The following is a 24,163-nucleotide window of genomic DNA, read 5'->3' on the forward strand; positions in this document are numbered from 1 at the left end:
AAAATAATACTTTATTAAAAGTGAACCTGAATACCGGCAAACGGCCCCGATGCATCAATATCAGTATTAATATCATCGACATCATCAAGTTCTAAAACCATAGAGCGGTAGCCCGCTTTAACCGCAACATCAACGGCTAGGTTATCAATAAATTCCCAAGCAATACCCATTTGGTAATCTTGTACTTTACTGTCATCGATGGCTAAAAAGCTACCCTCAGCAAAAACACTTAAACCACTAAATGGTAAACCCGCTTCAAAACGTCCATATACTAACGGCACAACACCAGAGAACTCTTCGATTTCAGTAAAGTTAGTGCCACCTTGTTGTGATGTACCTGTTACAACAAGCTCACCATCAAACTGCTTAGCATTAAGACCTAAATCAATTGAGATTAAATCGTTATCAAAAATCTCGTAGTAAAAAATATAATCAATATGCGATAAGTCAGTCACTGAATTAACACCTGTGCCTACAACATAATCAGTACCGTTAAAGCTAAATGTGTCTTCAAGCACTGTTGATCCGTTTAATTCAAGCTCAGTGTATTTTAACTTTAAATTTGGCACTAATGGCACTGGGTGCTCAAGCGCAGCGTAATAACTTACAAAAGTTTCATCTTCAAAGTTGAAGTTTTGCAGGGCGTTATTGTTATCAGAAAAGCTACCGTCATTATCTGCTTTCCAACCATCAACCCCTACATATAAACCCAATACAGTGTCGGCTTGTGCTACAGGGGCTAAACATGCCATTGATAAGGCTGCTGCTATACAATACTTTTTCATTTTTTATCCTTGCGCTAATAATTCGCTAAGTTCAATTAGTGCCGCATTGGCTCTAGAAATATAATTTGCCATAACAAGTGAATGGTTGGCGACATAACCAAATCCATTACCGTTTAAAATCATTGGGCTCCATACCGTTTCTTGGGTTGCTTCAAGCTCGCGAATAATTTGTTGCAAGCTGACACGGGCGTTCTTTTTATCAAGCACATCGGCAAAATCATATTCAACCGCCTGTAAAAAGTGCAGTAAAGCCCAAGTGGCCCCACGTGACTCATAAAATACATCATCAATTTCCCACCATGATGTTTTTATTTGTTGTTGTAAAGGCGTATAGGTGGCCTGTGTATTTGAAGAGTTACCGGCGAGGTCAGTGTTAACCTTATCTTGACCCACGCTTGCACTTAAACGCTGACTTAAGCTGCCTAAACGCTTTTCAGCTTCTTTTAACCAACTGCGTAGGTTATCTGCACGAGAGTAAAATTGGCTATCGCGCTCATGCTGATTGGCTATTTGAGAACGATATACCATTAAATAATCAATTCCTTTTTGGTATTCACCCTCAGCACTTGGCCATGCCCATGCTTCAGAGCTGATATTAAATTGTGGCTGAGCTTTTTTGAGCGCTTCGTGTTCAGTTGATTGCGATTGTGAGCGGCTAAAATCTTTTCGCATAGACAACGCTAAATCACGCACCATTTCCAGCGCACCATACTCCCAGGCCGGCATATTGTCCATTATTACGCTCGGTGGTAGCACATCATTTGATAAGTAACCGCCTGATTTAGTTAAAAGCGTATCAGCTACAGTGATGAGTGTTGAAGTTGTTACATAACCTGTGACTAGTTTTTCACTGCGTTGCTGCGCTTGTTGCTTAGCATTTTGCACAACATCAAAACGTGAAGGCTCTATACTCCAGTACACTGCAATGGCGTAAAACACGACAAATAACAGTACCAGTGCCGTTATTATTTTTCCTTTATGCTGTGACATTTATCCTCCTAATGATGACTATGATCTTTCGATGCTTTTACCGGCTCTGCTTGTGAGGCTAACGAAACGACTTTTGCATTGGTAAATACTCGGTTCCCGTCTTCAAAATATAGCGTGAGTTTACGTTCTTGACCTACTTTTAACGGTTCTTGTGGTTCAAACACCATTAAATGATAGCTGCCTGGCTTAAAATCGAGTTGTTGGTGAGCTTTAATAAGCAATGATTCTACTTTTTGCATTTTCATCATGCCATCAGCGTGAACGTGCTCATGAATTTCAACACGCCCTAGGCCATCAATTGTCGCTTTAGTCAACGTTGCTGGTACATTGCTGTGGTTTTTAATACTAAAGTAAGCCACACTGGCTTTGGTTGCCGGCAAAAACTCTCTTACTTGCGCATGTGTTACTTGTAGCTGCGCAACAACACTATCGTGTTCATGTCCTTCGTGCGCCATTAACGAAGACGAAAAAACACCCACCATTAATGCACTTGCTATCAAAATACATTGTTTAATCATCAGTAAAATCCTTGTTAAAACAAAAAAATATAGTTCAAATTTATCATAATTCCCCTATGTTAGGCAGCTAATTTAAGCTCAAGAGACGACTTTTTTGTTATCTGCGATTAACCAACACAGCCCTGCTACAAACAATAACGGCCAAGCAATCATCAATGATCCGAATAAAAAAGCTAAAATAGTACCAGCCAGTGCCACCATCGCCGCGCCAACTAACCCCATCGTCACTAAAGCAACAATCGCAATAACAACGATAATAGCAACTAATGCACCAATGAGCTCTATACCTGTCCAGCTAATATCTGAGATCCATAGCGGAAACTGCCACACATCAAAGTGAATAATTGAACCGCTATTAATTAAAAACAACGCAACAATAACTAGGCACACGGCGAATGTTTTCATGCTGCTCTCCTTACACTGCTTTTTCTTCAAGGCAACAGTGAGCAATTAAATAACCTAGCGCCACTGCAAACGGAAAACTTAAAAATAATAAAACAGTCACTAAGCGAGTAGACCATACCGGAAAGTCTAGTCGGTAAGCTAACCCACTACAGACGCCTGATATTTTTTTGTTAAGCGTATTTTTGTACCAACGACGGTGTGTATTAAAACTATTCATAACAATCTCCTTAAGCTGTTTGTTTATTAGCAGTATTTAAACTTGCTTTTAAACTAGCCAGTTCTGCATCAATTTTTTCGTTTTTAACCAGTGACTCAATTTGCATAGCTGTATTGCTCGCAGTATCTGTGAGCTCATACGCTTCAGCTTGCGACTCTACACTTTCAACGCGGCGCTCTATTTGCTCAAATCGTGATAAGGCAAAAGCCACTTTATCGCTTTGTAGTTGCGTATTTATTTTTGCCCTTGCCTCAACTACGTTTTCACGCTTTGCAAGTTGTGCTTGCTTTGCTTTTGCCTGCGTCATTTTTTGCTGAAAGCGCTCGCAGTCTTCAGTGATTTTAGTAATCGATTGTTGTAATGCCTCAAGCTGCGTTTGCAAGCACCCTATGCTTTGTTCAACTGTGTGTTTTTCGGCTAATGCTGATTTAGCTAAATCGTCACGATTTTTTGTCACAGCATGCTCAGCTTTTAATTGCCAATTTGCGAGCGCTTGCTGTTTGTTACTTATTTGACGTTTAATGCTCTTTTCTTCACATAAAAGTGCAGCTGCCGTACTACGACACTCATTAAGCGCTTCTTGCATTTCAGTAAGCATTAAATTGAGTAACTTTTCTGAGTCTTCTGCTTTATCAAGCATAGCTACAATATTTGCTTGAATGACGTCGTTTACGCGGTTAAATATGCCCATGTTATTCTCCTGATGATTTTTATTTATACATCAACAGGATTCCAAGAGTTATGCCAACAACTTGAAATGGTTTTATTTTCATTAAATATCATGTGGTTAAGTTATTTTAAGTAGGTAAATTAATGACTCGCCACTGAATGAAATTAAGTCGAATTGGCTAATAAATTAAACTTTTGACCAAAATTTGGGATCAAAAAAGCCACCTGAGGTGGCTTTTTTCTATACAGAGGATCTGTTATTCGGGTACGTAACTTAGTGCTTTATCCATAACACTCAAATCAGCTTGCTTGCCATGGCCATTTTCAGATAAATGGCGTCTAAAACCACGCGCACCGGGTTGTCCCTGAAAAATACCTAACATATGGCGAGCAACATGCCAAAAGTTAGCGCCTAAACGCATCTCTTCTTCAATGTAATCATACATAGAGCGCACAACATCATGACGTGACTGAGTATTAGCAGCGTCACCATATATTTTTTCATCCACTTCATTTAGCATAAATGGATTACTGTAAGCCTCTCGCCCAACCATCACCCCATCTATGTACTGTAAATGCTCAAGACTTTGCTCAATGGTTTTAACACCGCCATTAATACTTAAATCAAGTTGTGGATAATCTTTTTTAAGCTGGTAAACGCGGGGGTAGTTAAGCTCAGGAACTTCGCGATTTTCTTTTGGACTCAACCCTTTTAGCCATGCCTTACGGGCATGAATAATAAAATCATCACAGCCTACTTTATGCGATGCTTCAATAAGCGCACATAAAAATTCATAGGAATCTTGCTCATCAATACCAATGCGCGTTTTTACCGTAACAGGAATACTGACTTCACTTTTCATTGCAGCAACACACTCTGCCACAAGCTCGGGCTCTGCCATTAAACAGGCACCAAAACGCCCATTTTGCACACGATCTGATGGGCAACCTACGTTAAGGTTTATTTCATCATAACCGCGCTCACCTACAAGCTTGGCACACTGTGCTAGCGCTTGCGGATCTGAGCCCCCCAGCTGCAGCGCTACTGGGCCTTCATGTTGATTAAAGTGCAAATAGTCACCACGGCCAAACAAAATAGCACCTGTGGTGATCATTTCAGTGTAGAGCACGGTGTGCTTTGTCATTTTACGATGAAACGTACGACAATGGCGATCAGTCCAATCGAGCATGGGGGCAACAGAAAAGCGTCGATTTAAAGTACGTTTATCCAAAATGTAGTCCTCAAAAATTTATAATTTAAGCACAGCTTAAAAGGCGCTGCATTTTACACAAAAGCCCCATGCGCAGCAATATTAAGCAAACACCTGCAAGCCAAAGTATTGTGCGATACCGTTTAAAATATTCGTTACTGCGACTGAGCTTAAAATTAACCCCATAATTCGACTAATAATACTTGCCCCACTATCACCTATTATTTTATGTACATGCGTAGCAAGTAATAACAAAATAAGTACCACCACTAAAACGGCCAGCATCATTGATGAGGTAATCATTTGTTCAACCCAAGTATATTCTTCATTACGCGTCATTAATACCGCACCTAACATAGCGCCTGGGCTTGCAATTGAGGGTATAGCCAGCGGAAAAATAGCGGTTTCAGTGCTATCGCGAACACTTTTAATTTCAGCTTCGGGTTTACTTTCACCAAACGTCATGGAGAGTGCAAAAATTAATAAGATCAACCCACCGGCTATTTGAAATGCCGATAGTGGAATCTCAATCACATTGAGTAATTGCTCACCGGCAACCACAAAAAATAACAGTACTAAAGCAGATACACCCACTGCTTTAAAAATTACTTTACGCTTAAACTTGTCGTCATCACCCCGAGTTACGGCGATAAAAACCGGAATTGTGCCGATTGGATCGATAACTGCAAAAAAGAAAATAAATATGGCTAATAGTTCATGCATTAATGAATACCTTTTCACAAAAGCGGTTAATAAAACGCTGCAACTACAATACAGTATGTTAGTATATCACGGCAAAGTAAGGATGAGAGAAGATGAATATAGAATCACTCGTAAGTAAAGCAAAACAAGTATGCGACAACCGTGGTGCGCGATTCACACCTATTCGCGAAAAGGTATTTCGTTTATTAGCAAGCGCTCAAGGTGGTGTGGGGGCATACGATTTGCTAGAGCAATTAAAAGTCACTGAAACAGGCGCAAAACCTGCGACAATTTATCGTGCTTTAGACTTTTTAGCAGAACTCGGTTTTATTCATAAAATTGAAAGCACTAATGCATTCATGTTGTGTCATCACTTTGATCATATTCATCCTGTTCAATTACTAATTTGCGATACATGTGGGTTTGTTAAAGAGCTGCATTCAACAGTAATTTCACATGAGCTCAATAACTTAGCAGCTGAAAGCGGCTTTGTCGTTTCAGGGCAAACAATAGAAGCGCATGGTAAATGTGACGCTTGTCGAGCATAGCTCAGCGACTATAGCTATACTTTACGTATAACCTTTATCGGTACCAATTTAAGGATATCTAACATGAATGTAGAGTTCATTAATCCCTTTTTAGCTTCTTTGATGAATGTATTGAGCACTATGGCTCAAACTCAATTAAAACCAGGCAAGCCGCGTATTAAAACCGATGAGATAGCCTGTGGTGATGTATCGGGATTAATTGGTATGGTTGGTCCGCAAACTCGTGGTTCATTTTCAATTACCTTCGACGAGAGTTTAGCACTGACTATTATGGAGCGTATGTTAGGTGAGCGACCAGACAGTATAAATGAAGAAGTAACTGACATGGTCGGCGAAATAACCAACATGGTTACCGGTGGAGCTAAGAATTTATTAGGGGAAAAAGGCTATGACTTTGCCATGGCAACTCCCATCGTTGTCTCTGGTACAAACCACACCATTACGCATAAAAGTGACGGCAAAAAAATTCTTATGCCATTTACCAGTGACGCAGGTAATGCAAATATAGAAGTGAGTTTCGATAAGCTATGAGCTGGTCGCAAACCACAATTACATTAAAGCCTCGCTCGCGGGGCTTTCATTTAATTGATAACGACATACTTACTCACCTCCCACAACTAAGTCAGCTTAAAGTTGGTTTATTACACTTATTTATTCAACACACCTCTGCCAGCTTAACTATTAACGAAAACGCGGATCCAACGGTACGCATGGATATGGAAAGCCACTTTAATCAGTTTGTTCCAGAGCGCCAGCCTTATTATCGCCATGACTATGAGGGCGATGATGATATGCCTGCCCATATAAAAACCAGTACCTTAGGTTGTGAGTTAACTATACCGATTAGTGATGGTCAGTTAGCACTGGGAACTTGGCAAGGGATATACTTAGGTGAGCACCGTGATCATGGCGGTTCAAGACGCATTATTGCAACTTTGCAAGGCGAAGCGTTTTAGATTTTATATAGATCATTCGTACACATTGAACACTTTAAAAAAGTTACATAAATTAAATTTATAATGATTCGCGTGTGGGTTATTGTTTGCTATTTGAGAATGAATATCTGGAAAGTAAATAAGATTGGAGCGGTACACGAGGCTCGAACTCGTGACCTCGACCTTGGCAAGGTCGCGCTCTACCAACTGAGCTAGTACCGCATTTAATTCTAGGTTCTAGGTTCTAGGTTCTAGGTTCTAGGTTCTAGGTTCTATCAATTTTAACCTTTTATCTTGAACTACAATTTCTTTTGGTGAGAAATTGGAGCGGCACACGAGGCTCGAACTCGTGACCTCGACCTTGGCAAGGTCGCGCTCTACCAACTGAGCTAGTGCCGCATTTAATTTAGGTTATATCAATTTTAACCTTTTATTTTGAACTACAATTTCTTTTGGTGAGAAATTGGAGCGGCACACGAGGCTCGAACTCGTGACCTCGACCTTGGCAAGGTCGCGCTCTACCAACTGAGCTAGTGCCGCATTCTAGGTTCTAGGTTCTAGGTTCTAGGTTCTAGGTTCTAGGTTCTAGGTTCTATCAATATTAAACCTGTTCTTTTAACCTAAGCCCAAACACACTAACCCCGCGGGGGTTATCGTCTTGAGCGGGGCAGGATTCTACAATAATTAGGGGGCTTTGCAAGTATTTTTTATAAATTAAAAAACTTTTCTCGGTAAACCTTTAATTCCATAATCGAATCTTTAATGTCGTCTAACGCTAAATGCGACCCTTTTTTATTCACTTGAGCCAACACATCTGGTTTCCAACGACGAGCAAGTTCTTTAATGGTACTGACATCTAAATTACGGTAATGAAAAAAGTCTTCAAGCTCGCGCATATACTTATTCATAAAGCGACGGTCTTGGCCTATCGAGTTACCACACATAGGTGAAGCACCCGCTGGCACCCATTGCTTTAAAAACGCGAGGGTTTGTTCCACGGCGTAAGCTTCATTAAACGTGCTTGCCTTACAGCGTGCCGTTAGTCCAGATTTGCCATGCTGAGTTGTACACCACTCATCCATGCCATCAAGTAGTTCATCACTTTGATGAATGGCAATCGTTGGGCCTTCGGCTAGTATATTCAGATCAGCGTCAGTGACAACAGTTGCAATTTCAAGTATTTTGTCAGTCTCTGGTTCAAGTCCGGTCATTTCCAGATCGAGCCAAATTAAATTTGATTTATTAATAGTCATAATTACCTTAAACGGTGCTTTTCTTTAGATCCAACGCATTTCGATATATCATATTAGCATCAACCGTCGAGCTAAAGCTTTTTTTGGCAAACTCGGCATTTAACTCAGGTTATAGGCCTCAAGTGGCAAAACAGAAAAAATTAAGTAAAGGCCAATCCCGTAGGATCAAGGCCAATCATCAAAAGCGCTTATCGAATGCCGATACAAAACCGGCAAAAGTCGGCGCGCAAGAATGGCAAACAGATAATTTAGGTCAAGTGGAAAATGCGATTGTCATTAGCCGCTTTGGGCAACATGCCGATGTAGAAACGCAAAATGGCGATGTATTACGTTGTAATATTCGTCGTACCGTATCGAACTTGGTTTGCGGCGATGAAGTATTGTTTCGCCGTGCAAAAGTAAGTGAAGGTGATTTAGCGGGTGTTATTGAAGCAACTCAAGAGCGCCGCTCACAACTCACGCGCCCCGATTTTTATGATGGGGTTAAAGTGATTGCCGCTAATATTGATCAAATTTTAATGGTTTCAGCGGTACTGCCAGAGTTTACCCCGAGCATTATTGACCGCTATTTAATTGCCTGTGAAGACATGGGTATCGAACCCATTTTAGTACTGAATAAAATTGATTTAATTGATGAAGCTGGTTTAAACGAAATACAACAAATCCTCGACATTTACCGTAAGCTTAATTATCAGGTGCTGCTAGTTAGTAATATAACTGGCGAAGGCATTAATGAGTTAAAAGAAGTACTTGCGGGCAAAAATAATATTTTTGTTGGTCAAAGTGGCGTGGGTAAATCTACCTTAGTTAACACTGTACTGCCGGATGCTGAAATTTTGACTAAAGAAGTGTCTGAAAACAGCGGGCTTGGCCAGCACACCACCACGGTATCGCGCCTTCATCATTTACCGAGTGGGGGTAATTTAATTGACTCACCGGGAATTCGTGAATTTGGCCTATGGCATTTAGATGTTGAACGCGTCACTTGGTGCTTTAAAGAATTTAGAGAATTTATAGGCGGATGCCGGTTTAGAGATTGTAAACATTTAAACGATCCGGGCTGTATAATTAAACAAGCGGTAGCCGATGGCGATATTTCAAAATTACGCTTTGAAAGCTACCACCGTATTTTAGAAACCATGGCCGATGGCCGTGCAGGCGCTCGTGCGCCCCGCGTATAATAAGGGAATAACCTGTGAGTTTAGATAAATTTAAAATCGCCATGCAGTATGCCATGCCAAAACACTTTATTTCTCGTGTGGTAGGTAAACTTGCTGCAGCAAAAGCCGGTGCGTTAACAACCACATTAATTAAATTATTTATTAAACAATATAAAATAGATATGAGCGAAGCTAAATATTCAGATCCGGCTCATTACAAAAGCTTTAATGAATTTTTTACCCGTCCGTTAAAAGACGGTGTGCGTCCTATGGTTGAAGATGAAGAAATTATTATTCATCCAGTAGACGGCGCAATTAGCCAACTAGGCGACATTGTTGATGGTCAACTTATTCAAGCTAAAGGCCACGATTACAGCTTACAAGCATTGTTAGGTGGATCACAAGACGACACAACCCCGTTTTTAGGCGGTAAATTTGCAACTATTTACTTGGCACCAAAAGATTACCACCGTATTCATATGCCAATTAATGGCACGCTAAGCAAAATGATTTATGTACCGGGCGATTTATTTTCAGTAAACCCACTTACCGCTCAAAACGTACCAAATTTATTTGCCCGTAACGAGCGTGTAGTGGCTATTTTTGAAACTGAAATTGGCCCGCTAGCTATGGTCTTGGTAGGCGCAACCATTGTTGCCAGCATAGAAACTATTTGGGCTGGCACAGTGACTCCACCAGCTGGCAGTGATGTGTTTAGCTGGAACTACCCAACTAAAGGCGAAAACGCGATCACCCTTAAGAAAGGGGAAGAAATGGGTCGCTTTAAATTAGGCTCAACGGTTGTGCTCGCATGGGGTGCGAACAAAGCAGAAATATTAGACGATCAACTCCCAGAGGTAGTTACTCGTTTAGGCACTGCCTTTGCAAAAATTGATGATTAATAGGTAGTGTCAGTTCGAACTTAAAAAAACACCGCGTTTATTTTCAATAACCGCGGTGTTCTTTTCTTGTAGACGGAGAGCTTACTCACGTTAAAAGCCAAGCTTTTCATTACTCATACCCGCCACACTCTTTACACGCTAAATCCTTAGTCATCTTAAAATGCTGTTGCTTTAAGCTTAATGCGTCAAACGTTATAAACACATTCCCCTTAAAATGACCTAACAACATATTGAGGGTTAATTGTGCCTGCATTGACCCAACAATCCCAAGTAAAGGGCTAATTACCCCGGCATTACTACAATTTATAACCGGTGCATCGCTACTTTGAGGGAAAACACAGCCGTAACATGGACTGTCACTTTGTCTAAAATCAAAACCCATTAATTGCCCTTGAGTTGCCAGCGCAGCCCCTGTAATTAAGCGAGTGTTATTAGCAATACAATAGCGATTAACCGAATAGCGGGTACTAAAGTTATCAGAGCAATCAAGCACTATGTCGGCGTTTTTTAAGAACAACGCACTGTTGGTATCATCCAGCTTTTGAGTGTGGGTTATTATATTTATTTGATTGTTAAGGCTCGCAAGCACTTTTCCAGCCGCGCGAACTTTGTTTTGCCCCAAATGATTTACTTTATAGAGCACTTGGCGCTGCAAGTTAGACAGTTCAACTACATCGTCATCAATTAAAATAAGCGACCCAATGCCAGCTGCCGCTAAATACAGCAGCGCAGGACTACCTAAGCCACCTGCACCAACTACGGCAACCGTTGAACGTTTCAGCATTAACTGCCCGTCAAGCCCCACTTCATCAAGTAATATGTGGCGGCTATAACGTAGAGTTTCTTTGTCGCTGAGCTGCTGCGTTTGCATGTTAGCAGGCATTCTCATTTATCACCGATTTTAAGGTATTGATTGCCTCTACATAATCATCAGCCTCGGTAATAGCACGCACCACGGCTACACTGCCCACGCCCGTTTTAGCAACCTCTTGCGCCCTATTTAAATCAATTCCGCCAATAGCCACTGTAGGATAACTTTGCATTAATGGCACAAACCGAGTTAGCTTTTCAAGCCCCTGTATCTGGCCAGTCATGTCTTTGGTGGTGGTAGGATAAATCGCGCCAAAGGCCATGTAGCTTGGGCGGTAATTATGCGCCCGAAGCATTTCATAAAAGCCATGGGTAGAGAGACCAAGTCGCAGGCCAGCTTCTTTTATAGCAACTAAGTTTGCACTCTCTAAGTCTTCTTGTCCTAAATGCACCCCATAGGCGCCATGTTTGATGGCAAGTTGCCAGTAATCATTTATAAATACCTGCGCATTATACTGCTCACCCAAGGTGACCGCTTTGGCAATCAGTTCATCTAGCTCATTCTGCGTTTTATTTTTAACACGAAGCTGAGCTGTTTTAATTCCTTGCTGTAAGCACTTTTCTAGCCATTCAATGCTATCAACCACACCATAGAGGCCAAGCTTTTTACTTTCACAGGCTGCAAAATCAGCAGCCATATTAAAATCAAGCGGCACATCAAAATCCAACTCATCACCTAACCAGCTACCCGGTTCAATCACCTGAGGGTAATGCGCTAAATCGGTAGGAAACTGCGTTTGTGCGACCGGCCCTATGCCCTCGCCATAGCGAACTGATTGCTTTAAACCTTGGTTTATATAGGCTTTAGCTAAAATAAACGCATCTTTTAACGGATAGTCTTTTGCAAGACACGCAGCAATTACTGACGCCATACTGCACCCTGTACCATGGCTATGAGGAACTTGAATTTTTTCATTACCTAGCCAATAGTCTTCACCGTTTTGTGTGCAGTAATCAATGCAATACCCGCTTGGGTAATCCCAATGTCCGCCTTTAATCACCACCGCTTTTGCGCCCCACGCCATCAGCTTACTCGCCGCTTCTTTAATCGCTGCAGGGCCAATTAAATACACACCCGTTAATAACTGGGTTTCGTGGGTATTTGGGGTAATTACATCCACCAGCGGTAGTAAACATTCTTTTATCGCACTTACGGTGTCTTCTTCTGTTAGTAAGTCACCGCTTGAGGCAATAGCCACAGGGTCATACACAATAACCGGCGGCGTTGGCCATTTGGTTTTGTAGTGGCTTATGTGCTCACTAATTAACTGAATTTGCTGCACATTAGCAAGCATGCCAATTTTTATCACTTTGGCTTTCATGTCTTTTTCAAGTGCAAGCAACTGGGACTCAATAATATCGGTAGACACTGCATTAATAGCCTCTACACCTAAGCTATTTTGAGCGGTAAGCGCGGTGATTGCTGTACAAGCATGTACACCAAAACTTTGCATTGCCTTGATATCGGCTTGAATACCCGCGCCGCCGCCGGAGTCTGAGCCCGCAATCGTCCATACTACATTGTTCATAATGACCTACTTCCTAATTTTTTACGTTTGATGCCAAAATGGCATACCCATTGTGGGGGTTGATGGGGCCGCAACGTCTTTTTCTGGCATTGCTTTGGCGTTATAAGCAAATCGCCCTGCTTCAACCGCTGCTTTAAATGCACGTCCCATGGTAATAGGGCAACCCGCGCCCGCTATGGCTGAATTTAATAATACCGCATCATACCCTAATTCTAAGGCTTGGCAGGCATGCGATGGTAAACCTAACCCAGCATCAACAATTAATGTGCTGTTAGGTAAACGCTCCCGTATCGCCTTTAAGTTATAACTATTTAATAATCCCTTACCGGTACCAATTGGCGCGCCCCATGGCATTAGCACCTCGCAGCCTAATTCATCTAAACGTTGGCAAAGCACTAAGTCATCGGTGCAGTAAGGCAGTACTTTAAACCCATCATCAATCAATATTTTTGTGGCTTCAAGTAATGCAAAGGGATCGGGCTGTAAATTATAGTCATCGCCTATTAATTCAAGTTTTATCCAATCGGTAGCAAATACTTCTCGGCACATTTTAGCTAGGTTAATAGCCTCTTTGACGCTGTGGCATCCGGCAGTATTAGGCAGTATTTTTAAACCGGTGTTTTTAATTAATTGCCAAAAATCATTCCCTGCCGCCGCGTTTTGTTGTCGTCTAAGTGACACGGTGACTATCTCAGCACCTGAGGCTTTAATTGATTGCGTCATTATATCTGGTGACGGATATAACGCAGATCCAATTAACAAGCGACTATTGATTGGTTCACCATAAATTGTTAAACAGTCTTTGCTTTGCATAGCACTATCCACCTTGGATAGGTGACAATAACTCAATACTGTCACCTTCATTTATAACAACGTGGCTATGGCGACTCTGAGGAATAAACTCTCCATTTACAGCCACGGCATAAGGCGCCATTGCACCCACGTTTTTTACTATTTCCAGCAGCGCATGGCTAGTCACATTTAAAGGCTCACCATTAATTGTAATGTTCATTTAAGACTCACTCTATTTGCGATAATGCTTGTGCCACAAGCGCGGGTGCCAACATATAGCCGTGGCGATACAAGCCATTGATACTGATAACCTTGCTCGTTTTTTTTACCTGTGGGCGATTATCGCTAAACGCTGGGCGTAAGCCTGTTTGAATATTTAATAATCGCGCTTCGGCAAAGCCACTATGAACAGTGTAGGCCGCCGATAATAGTTCAAGGGTTGAGCGCACAGTTGCAGGACCTGTATCTTGCGATTCGATCTCCGTTGCCCCTATGACATATTCATGATTAGGTTTAGGTGCAATATAAATAGGGTAACGCGGATGCATTAACCGCACAGGCCGCGTTAAGTTAACCTCAGGGGCGTATAACCTTGCCACCTCCCCACGCACACCTCGAAGTGGCTGATCTTGTTTGGCGCCAAGCCCTCTGCAATCAATAATATAATCAAACGGACGATTATTGACTTTGTCATCAAAAATACTGACGCGTTGATTAAATACAAACTTTACCTTACGTTTATTGAGGGCTCTAAAACTGGCTTTATAAAAAGCCTGATTATCAATTTGTCCTTCACCGGGTAAAAATAGCCCTTGATTAAAACGCCCTGTAAGCTCAGGTTCTAAATCCGCTATTTGCTGCGTATTCACCGCTTCAACGCTAAAATTTAGTAACGGCTTTATTCGCTGCGCAAAGCTTTGTAAGTCGCCTTTATCTTGCGTATGAGCAACCACCAAGGTGCCCTGCTGTTGAAAGAACACCTCACTGTTTAACTCATCTAAAATAGCAGGCCAGCGAGCAATAGAATCTACTCCCAATAGTGCTAAATCATGTTCGCACATAACAGACTCAGCTAGGGGAGCTAGCATCGCTGCTGCCACTTTACCGGCACTGTTCTGAGTATGTTCATCATCGGCTTCAAATACGGTAACACGATGCTGTTTACTTAACTCAAGTGCGGCCAACCGCCCCGCTAAACCAAAGCCCACCACAGCAATGTTATAAAACATAAACACTCCTAAATCTAGCTACGAGCTACGAGTCTCTGGCTTCGAGCAACAAGATGCTAAGATAAACATTTCGCTACTCGATGCTCGCAACCCGCAACCCGCAACTATTTTATATTGCTTTGTGGTAAATCTCTGAGCCTGTTTGCTTAAACTCTTCAGATTTGGCTTTCATCTCGGCCTCAACATCAACCATTTTGATTTCAATGGCATCACCCACGTTATTAGGATCAATACCGCGCGCTTCTAGATCTTTGGCGTAGTCGCGTACTTCTTGGGTTATTTTCATGGAACAAAATTTAGGGCCACACATAGAACAAAAATGCGCAACTTTGCCTGATTCTTGCGGCAGTGTTTCATCATGGTATTCACGGGCGCGAACAGGGTCTAAACCAATATTAAACTGGTCATGCCATCTAAATTCAAAGCGCGCTTTTGATAATGCATTATCTCGCTCTTGTGCACCTGGGTGACCTTTGGCTAAATCGGCGGCATGAGCGGCAATTTTGTAGGTGATAAGGCCTTCTTTAACGTCTTCTTTATTTGGCAAACCTAAATGCTCTTTAGGTGTTACGTAACACAACATAGCACAGCCATACCAAGCTATTTGCGCAGCACCAATCCCTGAGGTTATATGATCATACCCAGGAGCAATATCGGTAGTCAGTGGACCTAAAGTATAAAACGGGGCTTCGTCACAATGCTTAAGTTGTTCATCCATATTCGCTTTGATCATATGCATAGGCACATGTCCAGGGCCTTCTATGAACACTTGTACATCATGTTTCCAAGCTATTTTAGTCAGTTCGCCTAAGGTACGCAGCTCACTAAATTGCGCTTCATCGTTCGCATCGGCAATAGAACCCGGACGTAAACCATCACCGAGTGAAAAACACACATCGTATTGTTTTAAAATTTCACAAATATCTTCAAAATGCGTGTATAAAAAGTTTTCTTTGTGATGCGCTAAACACCATTTAGCCATAATTGAGCCACCACGTGACACAATACCGGTTACGCGTTTTGCTGTCATTGGCACATAACGCAATAGCACACCAGCATGAATGGTAAAGTAATCAACGCCTTGCTCTGCTTGTTCAATCAGGGTGTCGCGAAATATTTCCCAAGTTAGGTCTTCTGCTACGCCATTTACTTTTTCAAGTGCTTGGTAAATTGGAACAGTACCAATAGGCACAGGCGAATTACGTACCAGCCATTCACGGGTTTCGTGAATGTAACGCCCTGTTGATAAATCCATTACGGTGTCGGCACCCCAACGGGTTGACCACACCATTTTTTCAACTTCTTCTTCGATAGATGAACCCACTGATGAATTACCAATATTGGCGTTAACTTTAACTAAAAAGTTACGACCAACAATCATAGGCTCGGTTTCTGGGTGATTAATATTGTTAGGTAAAATAGCGCGTCCGCGAGCAATTTCATCACGCACAAATTCAGGAGTAATAAACTCAGGGATGCTCGCGCCAAACGACTCCCCTTTATGCTGCGCAGCTAGTAACTCTTCACGTATTTGCGCACGCCCCATGTTTTCACGTATCGCTACATATTCCATTTCTGGGGTGACTATCCCTTGGCGAGCATAATGCATTTGGGTGACATTTTTACCCGCTTTTGCACGGCGTATTTTTGGAAGGTGTTCAAAGCGAATATGATCTAGCCCATCATCAGCCATACGCTGCTGTGCAAACTGTGAGGTTACCGACTCGAGTACTTCGGTATCATTACGGCTCTCAATCCATTGTTCACGATATTTATTAAGTCCCTTGCGGACATCCAATTTAAATTCAGGATCGGTATACGGGCCTGATGTATCGTAAACACGCAGTGGTGCATTTGACTCATATACTGGGTTTTGCTCATCACCACCAATAAAAGTATCGCTCAATGTGATTTCACGCATACCCACACGTACATTTTCTTGCGTGCCTTCAACATACACTTTATGAGAACTTGGGAATGGTTGCCCTGTAAGGTTATAAATATAATCTGATGCGGCCGCACGAGTTTCACGGCGAGTAGCTTTATTTGTTGTATTTGACATGACTTACCTCATTGCTAAAGGGTTGTCTTGTCAGATATTCCGCTGAGGAATAGAGAAAGATCGTAAAGTAGCTTTATGCGACTTTGCGGCCTAAGACGGATGTTGCTTGTTTGTGCGCATAAAAAAAGACGCACAAGCGTCCTAGTTAGGCAGCTTGTTCCCTACGCAGGTATTAACCTGATCAGGTTCACGGATCCCGCTTTCGCGATCTCAGCCTAAATAAAACTTAGGCACTCCGACAAGTATTTGAATTGTTCGTTGATTTGATAATATTTTGATCAAATCTGCGATGAGTGTACGTCAGTTGAAAATTCCCTGCAAGGGGCTGTTTTTCAAAACTCAAAAATTATTTTGGGATAAACACAAATTTTTGTTCAGCTTGCATTACCAATGTTTGGTCTTGCATGTTAAGCACTGCACCTTGCTGCAGAGCTTGTAAAAACTGTTGTTCAAACTCATCCAGTTCAGGGCCACATGATTTACGTGTCATACCTAATTTGCTTACGCTCAGGCTACTGTCTTCAAGTGAGCCTTCACCAAAAAACTTATTACATCCGGCAAAGCCGTTTATTTGTAGCGCTTCTATAAAACTCATTGATGCTTTAAAGGACGCGGGAATAGCCAAATCATCAACCTTTGATAATTGCCATTGTGTATATTTTAGCTGCTCAGTGGTAACTGTCCCTGTTGATGCGCAACCAACACATAAACCGATTACGAGCATCGGTATTGCTGCTAATTTCATGTTACTACTAACTTATTGTCTAATTAATGTAATAGTATCAATATTTGTCAGGTTTATCCGTTAAAAATGCATATTTTAAATGTAAATTTTTGTTCTAAGCTAGTTTAAAAGCAGTGCTATTTGGAATTATGCAATTGCTAGGAATAAGTTATCTATCTGTGGTGGTAAAAATGGACGACCTTTCTCGTTAACCGACGTACCTATTACTAAGGCATTGAGCATCACTTTTTCGTCTAATTTGCGAACTACCGTTTGTTTAAACGCAAATTTAAGGCGACTAATGCGTACAGGCTCTACTGCTACATAAAATTCATCCGCTGGCTTTAAAGACTGCTTGTAATCCATTTCACTGCGAAGTACCACTAAGTTAATTTTATCTTTGGCAAGTTGTGCAAAATCAACACCCTGTGCGTATAAAAACTCATGACGAGCGTGCTCCAGATAATTAAAATAAACACTATTATTTACAATACCTTGTAGGTCACACTCGTAGTCACGCACTTTAAAGTCTACTTTAAAGGTCATATTAGTAATCCAAATTATTTAACGTATAATTGCCGCGTTTATAGCACAAGTGTTGAAATAATTGCTACCATACAAGTCCCTAAAATGGAGTTAAGTAACCTAATGAATTTACGTTTGTCTTTAATTACAGCCACGTTATTACCACTATTCGGTGCCCCAATCTACGCCAATGCAGATGACACCGACCTAGAGAAAATCATTGTTACTGGTGACTTTCAAAAAGAAAGCATTCAAACGTTAAGTGCCAGCGCAAGTTTATTTTCTGAGGATGAAGTAAATCTCAGAGGGGCTACTTATTTAGATGAAATGCTAGCAAGCGCTGCAAATGTGAATTTTGCTTCAGGCGCCTCGCGCGGACGTTATATTCAAATTAGAGGGGTGGGACTTCGTTCACAATTCGTCGACCCAATTAACCCATCTGTCGGTTTAGTGATTGACGGTATAAATTATTCTGGCCTTGGTGGCAGCTCATTATTATTTGATATTGACCAAGTAGAAATTTACCGTGGTCCACAAGGTACACGTTTTGGCGCCGATGGCATGGCGGGTATGATTCAAATGCAATCAGCTAATGCAACCAGCGATCCTAGTTTAAAATTACATTTAGGTGCTGGCACTTATAACAGCCATGAAGCAGGCGTTGCTGCTAGCACAGGTTTAACCGATGATACCAGTGCACGCGTTAGCTACTTTCGCAGAAAATCTGACGGTTACGTAAACAACCTCTATTTAAATGATGAAACACAAAACCAAGATGAACAAGTTGCCCGCTTTAAATTAAATAACCAACTCACAGCTCATTTAAATTCAGAGCTAAACCTGCACTATATCGATATCAATAACGGTTATGATGCATTTACCCTTGATAATTCTCGCAACAGTCTTGCTGATCAACCGGGCGAAGATAACCAACAAAGCTATGCTGTTGGCCTTAATAATACTTACACCGGTTTTGACGCCTTTGATGTCAGCTTAAACCTTTCAGCCATTGATACTGAGCTTTTTTATAGTTTTGATGAAGACTGGGTATGTAACGATACAAGTAAGCCGCAATTATGTGCTTCCGGTCTGCACCCAGATGGTTATAGCTCAACAGATATTTATAGCCGCGATCGTGATGATCAAGCGCTCGATCTGCAGTTTAATGGCAAAACAGGTAATTGGGTGGCGGGTATTTACTATCAAAACCGCGATGTTGACCTTGAGCGTCAATATACATGGTTAGCCAATCCATTTGCCTCAACCTATGAAACCAATAACATGGCAGCTTATGGCCAATTAGCCACAGCAATAGGCCCAAAAACTACGCTTATTACCGGTTTACGTGTTGAGCAATATCAAGGTGATTACACAGATAGTAACGGTTTTATTGAAGAAACTGACGATATTATGCTCGGTGGCAAGGTTGCACTTGAATACCAAGTTATTGACCGCACCATGATTTATACCAGTATCACGCGCGGTTACAAAGCCGGTGGGATTAATTCAGAAGCGCTAGCAAAAGCAAAAGATGAAGGGTTAAGTTTAGATGCTGATTTTTTCAAACAGCATACTAGCTTTGATCCAGAGTACTTATGGAGTGGTGAGTTTGGTGTTAAAGGCAGCTCATTGGATGATAAGTTTACCCTGCGTTTAGCTGCATTTTATATGCACCGTGACAATATTCAATTAAAGTCGTGGCAAGTATCAGACCAACAATTTACCGGTTATGTCGCCAATGCCAGCTCTGGCAGTAACTATGGCCTTGAAATTGAAGGCAGCTATCAACTAACACCAAACTTATTTATTACCGGAAGTGCCGGATACTTAGACACTAAAATTAATGACTTTGTTACTAAATCTGGTTTAAATCAAGACGGTCGTGAGCAAGCACAAGCGCCTAAATATCAATATGCATTTAGTGCACGCTACAATGTTACTGATGAGTTATATGCTATGTTAGGTGTTGAAGGTAAAGATGATTATTACTTCTCCGATAGCCATAATGCACAAGCTCCAAACACAAACTTAGTGAATGTAAGCCTTGGTTACGAAGCCGATATGTGGGCTGTACGCGCATGGGCACGAAATGTGTTTGATGAAACCGTTCCAACTCGCGGTTTTGAATTTGGCAACAACCCGTTAGATGGTTATACAAGTCAAACTTACATTCAACTAGGTGAGCCTCGCGTAGCCGGTGTTACGTTTACGCTTAATTTGTAATACTGCGACCAGTTGTCAGTTCGAGAATAAAAAACACCGCGTTTAATGCAAACGCGGTGTTTTTTTATCTGATAGCTGACCACTTTAAGCTATTAGCTGCTTTAAGCTCTTGCCACATCAAACGCAATCACCTCTTTTATTTTTTGCTTATTGGTTGCTAGCATCACTAATCTATCAATTCCCAATGCAACCCCCGCACATTGCTCTAAACCATGCTCTAATGCGGCAATTAAACGCGTATCCATAGGTACTTGTTTTAAGCCACTAGCAGCGCGGTAGGCGTTATCTTGGTTAAACCTTTTTGCTTGCTCTTTGGCATTGGTGAGTTCATTAAAGCCGTTGGCTAACTCCATATTTTTATAATAAAGCTCAAAGCGCCCTGCAACTCGCTGATCGTGCTCACAGATTTGTGCAAGTGCCGCTTGCGATGCGGGAAAGTGATACACAAAACAGGGGATGTCTTGACCAATAGTCGGCTCTACTTTCATACAAAATAATAATTGCAGTAAGGTATCTTTATGAGTCTCGTTTTTAGCAATATCAGCAAAGCCATGTTCGCATGCGAGTTGTTGTAGCTGCGTGATAGAGGCAGTTAATGGATCAAGCCCTAGCGTGCGTTCAAATGCGTGTTGGTAGGTAATCCGCTCTGCAGGCGCAACCTCAAGAATAAGCTGCATCAACTCATCTATTTCATCCATTAAAGCAAATTCGTCAAACCCAGGACGATACCATTCGAGCATAGTAAATTCAGGGTTGTGATGACTGCCCGCTTCTTCATTTCTAAATGCCTTACAAAGCTGGAAAATAGCGCCTGAGCCGGCCGCTAACAAGCGTTTCATCGCAAACTCTGGAGATGTTTGCAAAAACAGGGGAAGCCCACCAGCATGACCTGGGCCGACAAATGTAGTATCAAAGCTGGCTAAATGCACATCGGTTACACTGGCAGCACTTAAACTTGGTGTTTCGACTTCCATTACATTACGAGCATAAAAGAATTCACGAATGCTACGCATAATCGCTGCTCGTTGCTTGAGTGTATCTATGCTGGCACTCGGCACCCAAAGATCTGCTGACATATTTTCTCCAAAAAAAATCCCAGCTTAAGCCGGGATTTAATTAATAAGGCGTGTTACAGCTTACTTAACACGGCTTACGTATTCACCATTGCGAGTGTCTACTTTAATTACTTCGCCAATTTGTACGAATAATGGAACACGTACTACAGCACCTGTGCTAAGCGTTGCTGGTTTACCACCCGTGCCTGCTGTATCACCTTTAAGGCCAGGGTCGGTTTCAGTGATCTCAAGCTCAACAAAGTTTGGTGGAGTTACAGCAATTGGGCTGCCGTTCCATAATGTAATAGTACATACATCGTTTTCAACTAACCATTTGCCAGCATCGCCCAGTGCTTTTTCATCAGCAGCGATTTGTTCAAATGTTTCGTTGTTCATGAAATGCCAAAATTCACCGTCTGTGTATAGATACGCTAAATCGGTATCCATTACATCAGCACCTTCAACCGATTCACCCGATTTAAAGGTTTTTTCAAGTACCTTGCCAGAGATAAGCTTACGGATACGAACACGGTTAAACGCTTGGCCTTTACCCGGTTTTACCATTTCATTTTCTAAGATACTGCAAGGTTCGCCGTCCATCATAATTTTTAGGCCGCCCTTGAACTCGTTGGTGCTATAATTCGCCATCGTTTCCTCTATTTATATTTTTCGAGTAATCTACGTGCCAATGATACAAAGAAATGAAGCAAATTTGCATAAAAACTGGCAAAAAGAATTAGCAAATGTAGTTACCTGCCCAAAAGTGTTGTTAGAAATGGTTGGTTTATCGAGCCAAGTCCATGAAAACGACATAAAAGCTCGTAGCTTGTTTCCTGTTCGTGTGCCATTGCCTTTTATAAAAAAAATTCGTCATGGCGATGCAAATGATCCTTTATTGCTGCAAGTTATGCCTCGCCATCAAGAATTTTTAACTAAGTCGGGGTTTAATAAAGATCCGCTACTTGAGCAAGATAACAATCAACCAGGTCTGTTACATAAATATAAATCACGTGTTTTAGTCATGTTTAAAACTGGTTGTGCGGTAAATTGCCGCTACTGCTTTAGACGCCATTTTCCTTATCAAGAAAACCAGTTAAATAAACGCAGCCTTATTGATGCATTGAGCTATATACAAGCTGATAAAAATATTAACGAAGTGATTTTAAGTGGTGGCGATCCACTAATGGCCAAAGACGATGCTATTAGTTGGTTTTTAGATGAGCTTGAGCAAATACCACAAATAAAACGGATGCGCATACACAGCCGCTTACCCGTTGTGATCCCTGCACGCATTACTGAACAATTATGTGAAAGATTAGCAAAGTCACCACTAAAAGTTATATTCGTGAATCATATTAACCATGCTAACGAAATAGATAGTGACTTTAAAAACGCCATGAACATGCTAAAACAAGCCAATGTACTGTTATTAAATCAGGCGGTTATTTTAAAAGATGTTAACGATACAGTTGATGCGCAAATAAACTTAAGTGAAGCCTTGTTTGATACAGACGTAATGCCTTATTACTTACACTTACTGGATAAGGTAGAAGGCGCAAGTCATTTTGATATAGATGAGGCACAAGCCATAAAAATAATGGCAGAGCTTTTAGAAGCCCTGCCAGGATTTTTAGTGCCTAAACTAGTAAGAGAAATAGGGGGCCAAAAAAGTAAAACCCCTATTGACCTCAAATTGGTTTAAACATAAACGTTTACATTATTCCCAAGTGTTGCAGTAACCGACTTAGCCGGTGTTTGTGCACTTGAGGTTTGTGTAGCACCTTCAATAAGCGCAAGTGCAGCGGCGCCATCAGCTTGCTGTTGCTTTTTAGATAAAGCAGCAGTTAAAACCTCTGCGCCTTGGCCTGCACCAGGGATTGTAGGTAGATTTCCACCTGATATATTCATAACTCACACCTGACATTTAAATGTAATACACGTATTATAGTCGCTGAATTGGTAAATTACTTTACCAACCCACTTAAGTATTTATCGGCAACATTGCACTAAGCTTTAGGAAAACCATGGATTCTATAATTGAACAACTCAACGCCAACTTAAAAATTGTTTACCGTCAGGCACTTGACGCTGACAAAAAACTCGATGAGTTACAACAGCAAGGTCACGGAAAATTTAAAGCCTTATTTGCCGAGGACGCTGGATTTAGTTTCGAAGCTAAACGTTTTAAGCCTTACGTGTTAGACGTTGCCGCTGATGTAGAAAGCTTATCGAGCGACGATTTGGATGAAGAAAAACTAAAAAAAGCGGTTATTAAACTACAAAATTTACTAACGCTGTTAGCGACCTTTAAATAAAAATTAGCGACTTACTTGCAAAGCATCTACCAAAGTAGATGCTTTGCATTATTAGCTAGATACGCGGTAAAATTTGCTCACCAAACCACTCTGTTAATAAGCGTTTTTCATAGTAAAATGCTTCGTCTCGACCCATTTTAATTTTATCCATAAAGCCCATATCTTTTAAGCTCACGTTGTCTTCTTGTGCGACAACACCACTTTCATTACTAAGCACATAGTTAAATTCAATCCGTGGAAAGTGAATGGGTTTAACCACCCGAATTTCGTTAACACCGCCATAGCGCACGTCACCAGCTAAATCTAAATCGGTTACTTCAATTTTTAAACTATAATTTTTAGGAAGCTGCTCACTGAGCTTTGCAAAGTGCTCATCAATATTTTTGGCAATTTGCTTATGATATGAGCCTTTAGTTTGGTTTGATGGGCGTACATCGCGATAATCATTAAAGTCATGCCATTTAACTTGTGCCTCACCCGCGCAAACAACACTCGGTAGTGCAATAAATATCAACATTGCTATTTTTTTAACTGAGTTCATACG

Annotated in this window: 29 protein-coding genes, 3 tRNA genes and 1 riboswitch; of the genes, 8 read left to right on the plus strand and 24 right to left on the minus strand. The window is 41.4% G+C overall.

What is annotated here, in order from left to right; genetic code table 11:
• Positions 1-14: 14 nt before the first annotated feature.
• From A9479_RS08935 to A9479_RS08970, 8 genes are all read right to left on the minus strand, one after another.
• Positions 15-785, minus strand: coding sequence for a TIGR04219 family outer membrane beta-barrel protein (locus tag A9479_RS08935; RefSeq protein ID WP_064663231.1), 771 nt, complete (start codon positions 783-785; stop codon positions 15-17).
• Between the two features lie 3 nt (positions 786-788).
• Positions 789-1,775 (minus strand): DUF2333 family protein, encoded by a 987-nt coding sequence (locus A9479_RS08940; protein WP_013463973.1) that lies wholly within the window; start codon positions 1,773-1,775, stop codon positions 789-791.
• 8 nt (positions 1,776-1,783) lie between these two features.
• Positions 1,784-2,293, minus strand: a complete 510-nt coding sequence (locus A9479_RS08945; RefSeq protein WP_013463972.1) for a copper chaperone PCu(A)C — start codon at positions 2,291-2,293, stop codon at positions 1,784-1,786.
• Positions 2,294-2,371: 78 nt separating this feature from the next.
• On the minus strand, positions 2,372-2,698 hold the full coding sequence (locus A9479_RS08950) for a hypothetical protein (RefSeq protein ID WP_016900286.1): 327 nt from the start codon (positions 2,696-2,698) through the stop codon (positions 2,372-2,374).
• Positions 2,699-2,708: 10 nt separating this feature from the next.
• Positions 2,709-2,915 carry a PspC domain-containing protein gene (locus tag A9479_RS08955; RefSeq protein ID WP_013463970.1) on the minus strand — a complete coding sequence of 69 codons (207 nt, stop codon included), beginning with the start codon at positions 2,913-2,915 and terminating at the stop codon, positions 2,709-2,711.
• Between the two features lie 10 nt (positions 2,916-2,925).
• Entirely contained in the window at positions 2,926-3,606 is a 681-nt protein-coding gene (locus tag A9479_RS08960; RefSeq protein WP_064663232.1) for a PspA/IM30 family protein, read from the minus strand.
• Between the two features lie 235 nt (positions 3,607-3,841).
• Positions 3,842-4,774 carry a tRNA dihydrouridine(20/20a) synthase DusA gene (dusA, locus tag A9479_RS08965; RefSeq protein ID WP_064663251.1) on the minus strand — a complete coding sequence of 311 codons (933 nt, stop codon included), beginning with the start codon at positions 4,772-4,774 and terminating at the stop codon, positions 3,842-3,844.
• 123 nt (positions 4,775-4,897) lie between these two features.
• Positions 4,898-5,518, minus strand: coding sequence for a MarC family protein (locus A9479_RS08970; protein ID WP_008115498.1), 621 nt, complete (start codon positions 5,516-5,518; stop codon positions 4,898-4,900).
• Between the two features lie 92 nt (positions 5,519-5,610).
• On the opposite strand from A9479_RS08970, the gene A9479_RS08975 reads away from it, so the two are divergent.
• The 3 genes from A9479_RS08975 to A9479_RS08985 all read left to right on the plus strand — a co-directional run bounded on the left by A9479_RS08975 (position 5,611) and on the right by A9479_RS08985 (position 7,001).
• Positions 5,611-6,045, plus strand: a complete 435-nt coding sequence (locus tag A9479_RS08975) for a transcriptional repressor (RefSeq protein WP_013463967.1) — start codon at positions 5,611-5,613, stop codon at positions 6,043-6,045.
• A 63-nt stretch (positions 6,046-6,108) separates the two neighbouring features.
• The gene (locus A9479_RS08980) at positions 6,109-6,576 is read left to right on the plus strand and encodes a chemotaxis protein CheX (RefSeq protein WP_008115494.1); all 468 of its coding nucleotides are present in this window, start codon (positions 6,109-6,111) and stop codon (positions 6,574-6,576) included.
• Complete coding sequence (locus tag A9479_RS08985) at positions 6,573-7,001, plus strand: secondary thiamine-phosphate synthase enzyme YjbQ (protein WP_064663233.1); 429 nt, start codon at positions 6,573-6,575, stop codon at positions 6,999-7,001. The genes A9479_RS08980 and A9479_RS08985 overlap by 4 nt, the downstream gene beginning before the upstream one ends.
• Positions 7,002-7,126: 125 nt before the next feature.
• Here the strand turns inward: A9479_RS08985 and A9479_RS08990 are convergent.
• The 4 genes from A9479_RS08990 to orn form a co-directional block, all read right to left on the minus strand.
• Positions 7,127-7,202: transfer RNA gene (locus tag A9479_RS08990), tRNA-Gly, on the minus strand.
• 101 nt (positions 7,203-7,303) lie between these two features.
• Positions 7,304-7,379, minus strand: a tRNA-Gly gene (locus A9479_RS08995).
• 65 nt (positions 7,380-7,444) lie between these two features.
• Positions 7,445-7,520: transfer RNA gene (locus A9479_RS09000), tRNA-Gly, on the minus strand.
• A 167-nt stretch (positions 7,521-7,687) separates the two neighbouring features.
• Positions 7,688-8,233 carry an oligoribonuclease gene (gene orn / locus A9479_RS09005; protein ID WP_008465098.1) on the minus strand — a complete coding sequence of 182 codons (546 nt, stop codon included), beginning with the start codon at positions 8,231-8,233 and terminating at the stop codon, positions 7,688-7,690.
• Between the two features lie 122 nt (positions 8,234-8,355).
• Here orn and rsgA point away from each other — a divergent pair, with 122 nt between their 5' ends.
• Both rsgA and asd read left to right on the plus strand, forming a co-directional pair.
• Complete coding sequence (gene rsgA, locus A9479_RS09010) at positions 8,356-9,414, plus strand: small ribosomal subunit biogenesis GTPase RsgA (RefSeq protein WP_013463964.1); 1,059 nt, start codon at positions 8,356-8,358, stop codon at positions 9,412-9,414.
• 14 nt (positions 9,415-9,428) lie between these two features.
• Positions 9,429-10,295, plus strand: coding sequence for an archaetidylserine decarboxylase (gene asd, locus A9479_RS09015; protein WP_197487248.1), 867 nt, complete (start codon positions 9,429-9,431; stop codon positions 10,293-10,295).
• Between the two features lie 109 nt (positions 10,296-10,404).
• Here asd and A9479_RS09020 read toward each other — a convergent pair whose 3' ends face one another.
• The 8 genes from A9479_RS09020 to A9479_RS09055 form a co-directional block, all read right to left on the minus strand.
• Positions 10,405-11,184: a HesA/MoeB/ThiF family protein gene (locus A9479_RS09020; protein ID WP_064663234.1), complete on the minus strand. Its 780-nt coding sequence runs from the start codon at positions 11,182-11,184 to the stop codon at positions 10,405-10,407.
• The gene (gene thiE / locus A9479_RS09025; RefSeq protein WP_064663235.1) at positions 11,168-12,694 is read right to left on the minus strand and encodes a thiamine phosphate synthase; all 1,527 of its coding nucleotides are present in this window, start codon (positions 12,692-12,694) and stop codon (positions 11,168-11,170) included. The genes A9479_RS09020 and thiE overlap by 17 nt, the downstream gene beginning before the upstream one ends.
• A gap of 21 nt (positions 12,695-12,715) precedes the next feature.
• Positions 12,716-13,507, minus strand: coding sequence for a thiazole synthase (locus A9479_RS09030; RefSeq protein WP_064663236.1), 792 nt, complete (start codon positions 13,505-13,507; stop codon positions 12,716-12,718).
• Between the two features lie 4 nt (positions 13,508-13,511).
• Complete coding sequence (gene thiS, locus A9479_RS09035; RefSeq protein ID WP_013463959.1) at positions 13,512-13,706, minus strand: sulfur carrier protein ThiS; 195 nt, start codon at positions 13,704-13,706, stop codon at positions 13,512-13,514.
• Between the two features lie 7 nt (positions 13,707-13,713).
• Positions 13,714-14,715 (minus strand): FAD-dependent oxidoreductase, encoded by a 1,002-nt coding sequence (locus A9479_RS09040; protein ID WP_064663237.1) that lies wholly within the window; start codon positions 14,713-14,715, stop codon positions 13,714-13,716.
• Between the two features lie 109 nt (positions 14,716-14,824).
• Complete coding sequence (gene thiC / locus A9479_RS09045) at positions 14,825-16,777, minus strand: phosphomethylpyrimidine synthase ThiC (RefSeq protein ID WP_055012236.1); 1,953 nt, start codon at positions 16,775-16,777, stop codon at positions 14,825-14,827.
• 141 nt (positions 16,778-16,918) lie between these two features.
• Positions 16,919-17,025: riboswitch (TPP riboswitch) on the minus strand.
• 98 nt (positions 17,026-17,123) lie between these two features.
• Complete coding sequence (locus A9479_RS09050; protein WP_010390523.1) at positions 17,124-17,522, minus strand: META domain-containing protein; 399 nt, start codon at positions 17,520-17,522, stop codon at positions 17,124-17,126.
• Between the two features lie 126 nt (positions 17,523-17,648).
• A complete protein-coding gene (locus A9479_RS09055; RefSeq protein WP_064663238.1) occupies positions 17,649-18,047 on the minus strand; it encodes a thioesterase family protein in 399 nt (132 codons plus the stop codon).
• A gap of 102 nt (positions 18,048-18,149) precedes the next feature.
• Between A9479_RS09055 and A9479_RS09060 the strand changes: the two genes are divergently transcribed.
• Positions 18,150-20,249, plus strand: a complete 2,100-nt coding sequence (locus A9479_RS09060; RefSeq protein ID WP_064663239.1) for a TonB-dependent receptor — start codon at positions 18,150-18,152, stop codon at positions 20,247-20,249.
• 101 nt (positions 20,250-20,350) lie between these two features.
• Here A9479_RS09060 and epmA read toward each other — a convergent pair whose 3' ends face one another.
• Together epmA and efp are read right to left on the minus strand one after the other, a co-directional pair.
• Positions 20,351-21,325: an elongation factor P--(R)-beta-lysine ligase gene (epmA, locus tag A9479_RS09065; RefSeq protein ID WP_064663240.1), complete on the minus strand. Its 975-nt coding sequence runs from the start codon at positions 21,323-21,325 to the stop codon at positions 20,351-20,353.
• A 60-nt stretch (positions 21,326-21,385) separates the two neighbouring features.
• Positions 21,386-21,952: an elongation factor P gene (gene efp, locus A9479_RS09070; protein WP_010390517.1), complete on the minus strand. Its 567-nt coding sequence runs from the start codon at positions 21,950-21,952 to the stop codon at positions 21,386-21,388.
• Positions 21,953-21,992: 40 nt separating this feature from the next.
• Between efp and epmB the strand changes: the two genes are divergently transcribed.
• The gene (gene epmB / locus A9479_RS09075) at positions 21,993-23,006 is read left to right on the plus strand and encodes an EF-P beta-lysylation protein EpmB (protein ID WP_041695590.1); all 1,014 of its coding nucleotides are present in this window, start codon (positions 21,993-21,995) and stop codon (positions 23,004-23,006) included.
• Here epmB and A9479_RS09080 read toward each other — a convergent pair.
• Positions 23,003-23,212 carry a hypothetical protein gene (locus tag A9479_RS09080; RefSeq protein ID WP_013463951.1) on the minus strand — a complete coding sequence of 70 codons (210 nt, stop codon included), beginning with the start codon at positions 23,210-23,212 and terminating at the stop codon, positions 23,003-23,005. The genes epmB and A9479_RS09080 overlap by 4 nt on opposite strands.
• Positions 23,213-23,328: 116 nt before the next feature.
• Here A9479_RS09080 and A9479_RS09085 point away from each other — a divergent pair, with 116 nt between their 5' ends.
• Complete coding sequence (locus A9479_RS09085) at positions 23,329-23,619, plus strand: hypothetical protein (RefSeq protein WP_064663241.1); 291 nt, start codon at positions 23,329-23,331, stop codon at positions 23,617-23,619.
• Positions 23,620-23,674: 55 nt separating this feature from the next.
• Here A9479_RS09085 and A9479_RS09090 read toward each other — a convergent pair whose 3' ends face one another.
• On the minus strand, positions 23,675-24,160 hold the full coding sequence (locus A9479_RS09090) for a DUF3016 domain-containing protein (RefSeq protein ID WP_028834522.1): 486 nt from the start codon (positions 24,158-24,160) through the stop codon (positions 23,675-23,677).
• Positions 24,161-24,163 lie beyond the last annotated feature (3 nt).

Origin of the sequence: Pseudoalteromonas sp. MQS005 (assembly GCF_001661605.1) — a bacterium.
GTDB lineage: Bacteria > Pseudomonadota > Gammaproteobacteria > Enterobacterales > Alteromonadaceae > Pseudoalteromonas > Pseudoalteromonas tetraodonis.